The following is a 7,243-nucleotide window of genomic DNA, read 5'->3' on the forward strand; positions in this document are numbered from 1 at the left end:
TTAAAAATATTAAAGAATTTCTTCTATAAATTTTATAGAAAAGGTGTAATCTCTGGTTTATGATATTAGTAAATTTGGAATTAATTTAGGTGGGAGCCAGTTGATTATAATAGATTACATAATTAATATTTCAATGCTTTCTTTAATGGTCAGTACTCCTTTAGTAATTCGCTCTTATCTGAATCTCAAGCCACTCAAGCAGCTGCGATTCTGGGTAGGTCTATACGCAGGGATTGTTTCCTCCTTGCTTGTTAGCTTATCTTTCCAGGATCAAGGTTACTCATATGATATCCGCTATGCCGTAATCATTTTGGTCTTTGCTTACCTTGGACCAGGTGCAGGCATGATTGCCAGCACTTTTGCATTGACGGCCAGGTTAATAGTATCTGATAACTGGTTTCCTGCAATAGTTGGCTGGTTAGTAGTTATGGCCGTTTTTATCGTAATTCACAAGTTCACTATACATTTTAGACCATTCAGAAGATACATGATCTTTCTGTGTTCTTACATAGTCACGTATATTATTACTGTACCGATCGTTTTAAACATAATTAAAGACAATCCACTGTTCCACCTTCAATACTTAATGTTTGTTTCAATAGGAGTGCTTATTGGAGGATTATTGATCGAGTCCTATGAAAAGTTATACAGAGTTATTAAAGAACGAAAGAGGATGGAGCAAACGCTGGAGGAAAGTGAATCAAAATACCGCCTCATTGCCGAGAATACCTCAGATCTCATCATGGTAATGGATAAAGAGCATGCTATTAGTTATTTTTCTCCCTCACATGAGGTGGTGCTGGGTTACAAGGTTGCGGAGCTTGAAAAAATAGAAATATGTAAGGTCATTCATCCAGATGACGTAGGGAAATTCAGGGAAACAATCACAAAGATCATGAAGAATAAGAAATCACTGCCAGTAGAGTTCCGCTTCCAGCATCTAGATGGGAAATGGATTGATTTTGAGTCCCGCTGCATGCCTGTTATGAATGATGGAAAATTAATTGAGCACATTGTGATCATAAGCAGGGATATTTCTGAACGCAAAAAATCGGAAGAGATTCTTTTGCAATCCGAAAAGCTATCGATCGTGGGGGAACTGGCAGCAGGGGTAGCCCATGAAATACGGAATCCTCTTACGACAATAAAGGGGTTTGTCCAGCTGTATGGAAAAGAGACTAGTTCGAAGGAAATTAATAACTTGCTCCTAAGCGAACTAGAAAGAATCGAAACAATAACCAGCGAAATGCTTTCTTTAGGAAAACCGCAGGCTGTCCAGCTTAACCGGGCCAACTTGTGTGATTTGATCGATCATACAGTCGAATTCTTATCTCCGCAGGCCAATATGAAAAATATACAATTCAGCCGTAGTTATCTGGGTACAGATTTCTTCATAACATGCGAGAAAAACCAGATTAAGCAAGTGTTCCTGAATATTTTTAAGAATGCGATGGAGGCCATGCCGAAGGGCGGAAATATTGATATAAAAGTACAAAAAGGAATAGATGGTGAATGTATTATTCTTGTTCAAGATGAAGGTTGTGGAATTCCAGAAGAATTGCTTCCGCGCTTAGGAGAGCCATTCTACACATTAAAGGAGAAAGGGACGGGTCTGGGGTTGATGATTTGCCATAAAATCATCAAACAGCATAATGGTACTATTACTTATCATAGTAAGCTAAACATGGGGACCTTGGTTGAAATAAAACTTCCCTTAACGAATTAAGAAGGTTTAGCAAATATAAATAACAGGAGGATGGCAAATCTGCCGTCCTCCTGTTATTTATTATTGGTCTAATGAATGGGAAGTTTTTGTTCGTGCTTGATAGAATTGGTATAAAACCAGGGCAACCATTGATAAAACAATCCCGGAAATATAAGGCATTCCAATAGCAATCGAGAAGAGCCATCCGCCTAATGGAGGCCCAATAATCCTGCCGAGGGAATCAAAGGATGAAAGCAAGCCAGTCGTGCCGCCATGACCGGTCGTCGATTTTTTGGTTAGTAATGAGGATACACTTGGGCGAATCAACCCATTTCCTACTCCAAAAATAGTCAGGAATAATGCTGCAGTCCCAAATCCTTCTGTCAGGAGGATTAATCCGAACCCTGCCGCAGAAATGATGATGCCCAGCTGGATGACAATGCCCTCGCCAAGCTTCTTAGTCAACCTGCCGACTAATCCTCCCTGCACAATGGCTCCTGCCAGTCCCATGATCATAAAAATATATCCTAATTCGACTGAACCCAGTCCAGCTTTTTCAGCAGCAAAATAAGCAAAGGTTGCCTCGAGTCCGGACAAAGAAAGTGAAACGAACAGCTGAAGCAGGAATAACATTGAAAGCGGTCCGCTCAAAGCCTTAAGCAATGAGGATTTTTCCTTTTCCTGAATGCTTCGCTGTTCAGCTGAAAGCGATTCTTTCAAGATAAAAGTAACGAAAAGGAACGTAATCAGCGAAGTCGCTCCTGCAAGGTAAAAAGGTGTGCTCAGGCTGGTTTGCGAAAAAACACCGCCGATTGCCGGACCGAAAATAAATCCCAGCCCTACTGAAGCGCCGATGATTCCCATGCCTTTTCCGCGGTCTTCCTCAGAAGTGATATCTGCGACATAGGCCATGACAGTAGGCATATTGGCCGAAGACAAAAATCCACCAATGATCCTGGCCGCGAACAGCATCCAAAGCTCAGTGGAAAGGGCCATCAAGAAAAAAGAAAGGGACAGCCCAAGTATGCCAATCATGATGACAGGCTTCCTGCCAATCCTGTCGGAGATTCGTCCCCACATTGGCGCGAATATGAACTGCATCAAGGAATAGACCGCCATCAACAATCCTAGTTGAGTGGGGGTTGCCCCGATTTCTTCAGCGTAAAAAGGAATGACTGGAATGATAATTCCAAAGCCGACCATAACGAGAAACATGACTAAAAATAAAATAGGCAGAGCCTTTTTGGTGTTCATCTTTATATTCACTCCATTATTTCAACAGTATCATTGCTGTAAGTACACAATAATAAAAATTATATCAGAAACCCCCGAGGTATAGCGAAAATTACTTTTCGATAGTAGAAACTATTTTTAAAAAGGGTCCGTAACCTCTATAGAAGATTAGCATTCGGTATTTTAGGATATATAATTCAAAATTTTGTAGAGGAGTTAAAGTGCAAATGTAAAATAACGGAAAAGAAGTTTGAGAGTACGGACCTTTCTTGGTAAATGAAAGCTCCAATGGCACAGTGCAGTCTAGGATATGAAAGTACAAGTGGCACTCATATAATCAGGCATTATGGTTGTTTGATCCAGAAAAATTGGTGAGATGACAACTTTTAGCTGATGTTTTTGAGTCTATCACTGAATTTCTGTAGAATGATATCAAGAATCTTTTACGGAAAAGGTGTAGGAATGAAAACATATATTGTTATCGGAGCTGGGATATTAGGAGCATCGGCAGCTTATCACTTAGCGAAGGAAGGCAAGAATGTAACGATCATTGACAGGGGAGAGCCGGGACAAGCGACGGATGCCGCGGCTGGAATCATTTGTCCCTGGCTGACCCAGCGCAGGAATAAGGCATGGTATTTCCTCGCAAAGAATGGAGCGGCCTTTTATCCATCTCTTATTAAACAGCTTGAAGAGGACGGCGAGATGGAGACGGGCTATCAGCGTGTAGGTGCGGTCAGCCTTCATTACGATCAGGAAAAACTTGCGAAAATGGAAGAAAGAGCGACCATTAGATGGGAAGAAGCACCGGAAATCGGAGAGATCAGACAGTTGGATCAGCAAGAAACGATTGAGCTTTTTCCACCATTATCAGATGATTATTCTTCTGTGCATGTAACCGGCGGGGCACGCGTAAATGGGCGGTTATTGCGGGATGCTCTTCTGAATGCTGCGCAAAAACATGGTGCTTCAATGGTAAATGGAAATGCTGAAATAGAGTACACACGCGGAAAAGTGACTGGTGTTAGAGCAGGGGACACAAAATATGAAGCCGACAGTATCATCCTGACTGCAGGGGCATGGGCACCTGAGCTGCTGGAACCACTTGGGATGAAGCTGAATATCAATCCTCAAAAAGCACAAATCATCCATCTTATGCTGGAGGATACAGAGACCGGCAGCTGGCCTGTCGTCATGCCTCCGAATAACCAGTATATTCTGGCGTTCGATGGAGGCAGGGTTGTCATTGGTGCAACGCATGAAGACGAGCAAGGATTTGACCAACGCCCGACTCTCGGCGGCATGCATGAAATTATCGATAAAGGATTGGCGGTTGCACCTGGCCTGGCAAATGCGACATATCTCGAAACAAAAGTCGGATTCCGTCCAGTCGCGCCGAACTTCCTGCCAATCATTGGAGTTGTCCCGGGCTATGAAAATCTATTCCTGGCAAATGGATTGGGAGCTTCAGGCCTGACAGTCGGACCCTATCTGGGTGTTCAGCTAGCCAAACTGGCAGCAGGCGAAGACATCGAATTAGACCTCGAGCATTATGACGTCTCTGCAGCCATCAGCGTCGATATTTCCTAGGCAATGAAAAAAAGCAAGCAGGAGTACCTTTAATGAGGGAGCTCTGCTTGCTTTTTTGTTTGTGGAGAAACAATTGATGAAGGCTTTGCTCTGCCCAGAATACTAGTAACATACCAAAAAATATTCACAGAAAGGCAAATAAATCGCTTAATAGCGGGTATAACACTAAGGACATCCATTATAGATTGTATATCAATGTTTAGTATATAGCAGGAAGGAGCCAACATCATGCAGTGGAAAGGCAGAAGAGCGAGCAGCAATGTGGAAGATAGAAGAGGAATGGGCGGCGGCGGCATGCTCATGGGCGGCGGCCTAGGCGGGATTATCCTGTTAGTGATCATGACATTCCTTGGCGGAGGCGATATGGGGGATGTCGTTAATAATATGACAAATGGCGGAAACCAGTCTCCTGCTCCTTATGAGCAGTCAGCCGAGGAAGAGGAGCTTGCCCAATTTGTTTCAGTAGTCCTTGCCGATACAGAGGAAGTTTGGTCCGAGGTATTTGCGGAACAGGGCATGGAGTATCAAGAGCCTACACTGGTTTTGTATTCCGGCAGTGTCCAGTCAGCCTGTGGAATGGCAGGATCGCAGGTAGGCCCATTTTATTGTCCGGGGGACCAGAAACTTTATATAGACCTCAGTTTTTATAATGAACTTCAAACAAAATTCCAGGCACCTGGTGACTTTGCGATGGCCTATGTTATCGCCCATGAGGTAGGACACCATGTGCAAACATTACTGGGAACTACCGATAAGCTGAATTCACTGCGCGGTCGTTTGGACCAGACAGAATTCAATAAATATCAAGTCCGTTTTGAGCTCCAGGCCGATTATTTAGCAGGCGTATGGGCTCACCATGCACAGGGAATGGGTGTAGTCGAAGAAGGTGACCTGGAGGAAGCGATGAATGCTGCCAGTGCAGTAGGAGATGATACGATTCAGAAGCGATCCCAGGGCTATGTCGTGCCGGAAAGCTTCACACACGGAACGTCAGAGCAGAGGAAAAGCTGGTTCAATAAAGGCTATAAAGCTGGCAATCTTAAACAAGGCGATACGTTTAACACTAGAGAATTTTAGGTAGAGATAAGCATAGGCCATTTTGGCTCATGCCACATAAGGACAATTGTGGTGGGCACTTCACTTTTAAAAGTATCATTCAAATACGATAAAAGAAAGGAGCGGATTCCACAATGGGAACACAAGTACAATCATTTTTTGCACAGGATACAGGTGATATTCCAAACAATCCAACATTGCCGGTCATTGTCTATCAGGGTGTTTTTGACGATAACTTAAGCATGGAGGAGCAATTCGAGCAGCATAATTGGACAGGCACCTGGACGGGTGATATTTACGATTACCATCACTATCATACAAATACTCATGAAGTTCTCGGCGTAAAGTCAGGCAGCGCAACCGTGCAAATCGGCGGTGACAGCGGAGAACGACTCGAGCTTAAAGCAGGTGATGTAATTGTCCTTCCGGCGGGTACCGGGCACAAGAAAATTGACAGCAGCCAAGATTTTGCTGTTGTAGGAGCCTATCCAAACGGACGGAATCCTGATTTGAAAAAAGAAGATCCTGGCACCAGGGCTCAGGCATTATCACAAATCAAAAACGTGCCAGTGCCAGAGACAGACCCGGTATACGGTGAAACAGGACCCCTGCTTCATAAATGGGTGAAATAGTAGTTAAGGACAAAGGCAGCAGCTTGGTGTAGAGAACCAGGCTGCTGATTTATTTTGTTTTTAAATATACCTATATGGGTATATAATGAGGGTAAGGTTTATCATTCATTTGGACAACATAATTAGTTGTAGAAATAAAAGATCGAAGGAAGGGAAGCTACATGGCAAATAAGAAATTTGTATACTTCGTTTCATTGAGTTCCAATGTCCCCTATGTTCTGAAAAAAGCCCTCAAAAATGCTGAGGAAAAGAACGAGGTATCGATTTTCTTTGATTTAGATGGAGCCCGAGTTCTGGATAAACGGTATGTGAAGATCATGGAAAGAACCCACAATATGGATTTACAAAAACTAATGCAGCAGGCATTAGATCAGGGAATTAAATTTTTCGGCTGCCAGATGAACGTACTGATCGCCGATGGACTGGAACTGGTTGAGGGTGCCGAACTGTCAGGTGTTGCAACTTTTCTAGAGACCGCCTACCAGGCGGATGCCGTGCTAAGTTACTAATGGAGGGGGAAGAGCTGATGGAAAAGAAAAAAGTAGTGGTAATGGCTTTGCATGATGAATTAGAGTCTGCGTACCCACCCTTGAATGTGGCCGTAGGAGCAGCGTCATCAGGTGCAGATGTCATACTGGCATTTTCCCGCAGGGGAGTCAATATCCTGGATAAACGGTATGTTTCAGTCCCATCCGAAGACCTTGAATACTTATCGAATGCGTTGAATGACTTTGGAGTATCTTCTGTTCATGACCTACTCGGGATCGCCGTAGAAATGGGGGCCCAACTGTACGTAGTGGATATGGATGTTAACGATCATTTTGAATTCATCCACCCGGCAGAACAAGTACCGATAAAATGGCTGCTGAACGAAGCAGCATCCGCGGATTTATTTATGCATTTTTAAGAGCGGGAATAGGGTGGGATCCCGTAAATATGACAGGTTTGGTGCCAAAAAGCGAAAAGCTGTCACAAGATGTGGATACTTAAGACAGGTTCGGGATCAAAAGGAGAAAAGCTGTCAAGA

The 7,243-nt window shown here is 43.5% G+C and carries 7 protein-coding genes; 6 read left to right on the forward strand and 1 reads right to left on the reverse strand.

What is annotated here, in order from left to right; translation table 11 throughout:
* Positions 1-100: 100 nt before the first annotated feature.
* A complete protein-coding gene (locus J7I80_RS02530; RefSeq protein WP_214735850.1) occupies positions 101-1,726 on the forward strand; it encodes an ATP-binding protein in 1,626 nt (541 codons plus the stop codon).
* A gap of 60 nt (positions 1,727-1,786) precedes the next feature.
* On the opposite strand, the gene J7I80_RS02535 is transcribed toward J7I80_RS02530, so the two are convergent.
* Entirely contained in the window at positions 1,787-2,959 is a 1,173-nt protein-coding gene (locus tag J7I80_RS02535; protein ID WP_214735851.1) for an MFS transporter, read from the reverse strand.
* A 441-nt stretch (positions 2,960-3,400) separates the two neighbouring features.
* Between J7I80_RS02535 and J7I80_RS02540 the strand changes: the two genes are divergently transcribed.
* The 5 genes from J7I80_RS02540 (at position 3,401) to J7I80_RS02560 (ending at position 7,123) form a co-directional block, all read left to right on the forward strand.
* Entirely contained in the window at positions 3,401-4,528 is a 1,128-nt protein-coding gene (locus J7I80_RS02540; RefSeq protein WP_214735852.1) for an NAD(P)/FAD-dependent oxidoreductase, read from the forward strand.
* Between the two features lie 228 nt (positions 4,529-4,756).
* Positions 4,757-5,605, forward strand: coding sequence for a KPN_02809 family neutral zinc metallopeptidase (ypfJ, locus tag J7I80_RS02545; RefSeq protein ID WP_214735853.1), 849 nt, complete (start codon positions 4,757-4,759; stop codon positions 5,603-5,605).
* A 113-nt stretch (positions 5,606-5,718) separates the two neighbouring features.
* Complete coding sequence (locus J7I80_RS02550; RefSeq protein WP_214735854.1) at positions 5,719-6,216, forward strand: cupin domain-containing protein; 498 nt, start codon at positions 5,719-5,721, stop codon at positions 6,214-6,216.
* Between the two features lie 161 nt (positions 6,217-6,377).
* Positions 6,378-6,725 carry a DsrE/DsrF/DrsH-like family protein gene (locus J7I80_RS02555; RefSeq protein ID WP_214735855.1) on the forward strand — a complete coding sequence of 116 codons (348 nt, stop codon included), beginning with the start codon at positions 6,378-6,380 and terminating at the stop codon, positions 6,723-6,725.
* A 17-nt stretch (positions 6,726-6,742) separates the two neighbouring features.
* Positions 6,743-7,123 (forward strand): peroxiredoxin family protein, encoded by a 381-nt coding sequence (locus tag J7I80_RS02560; protein ID WP_192472006.1) that lies wholly within the window; start codon positions 6,743-6,745, stop codon positions 7,121-7,123.
* The last annotated feature ends 120 nt before the right edge of the window (positions 7,124-7,243 follow it).

The organism is Bacillus sp. ISL-41 (assembly GCF_018613235.1).
Lineage (GTDB): Bacteria > Bacillota > Bacilli > Bacillales > Cytobacillaceae > Mesobacillus.

Excerpts from the sequence above, each read along its gene's own strand:
- J7I80_RS02555 (WP_214735855.1), top strand. The coding sequence starts at position 6,378 with ATGGCAAATAAGAAATTTGTATACTTCGTTTCATTGAGTTCCAATGTC.
- J7I80_RS02550 (WP_214735854.1), top strand. The coding sequence starts at position 5,719 with ATGGGAACACAAGTACAATCATTTTTTGCACAGGATACAGGTGATATT.
- J7I80_RS02540 (WP_214735852.1), top strand. The coding sequence starts at position 3,401 with ATGAAAACATATATTGTTATCGGAGCTGGGATATTAGGAGCATCGGCA.
- J7I80_RS02535 (WP_214735851.1), bottom strand. The coding sequence starts at position 2,959 with ATGAACACCAAAAAGGCTCTGCCTATTTTATTTTTAGTCATGTTTCTC.
- J7I80_RS02560 (WP_192472006.1), top strand. The coding sequence starts at position 6,743 with ATGGAAAAGAAAAAAGTAGTGGTAATGGCTTTGCATGATGAATTAGAG.
- ypfJ (WP_214735853.1), top strand. The coding sequence starts at position 4,757 with ATGCAGTGGAAAGGCAGAAGAGCGAGCAGCAATGTGGAAGATAGAAGA.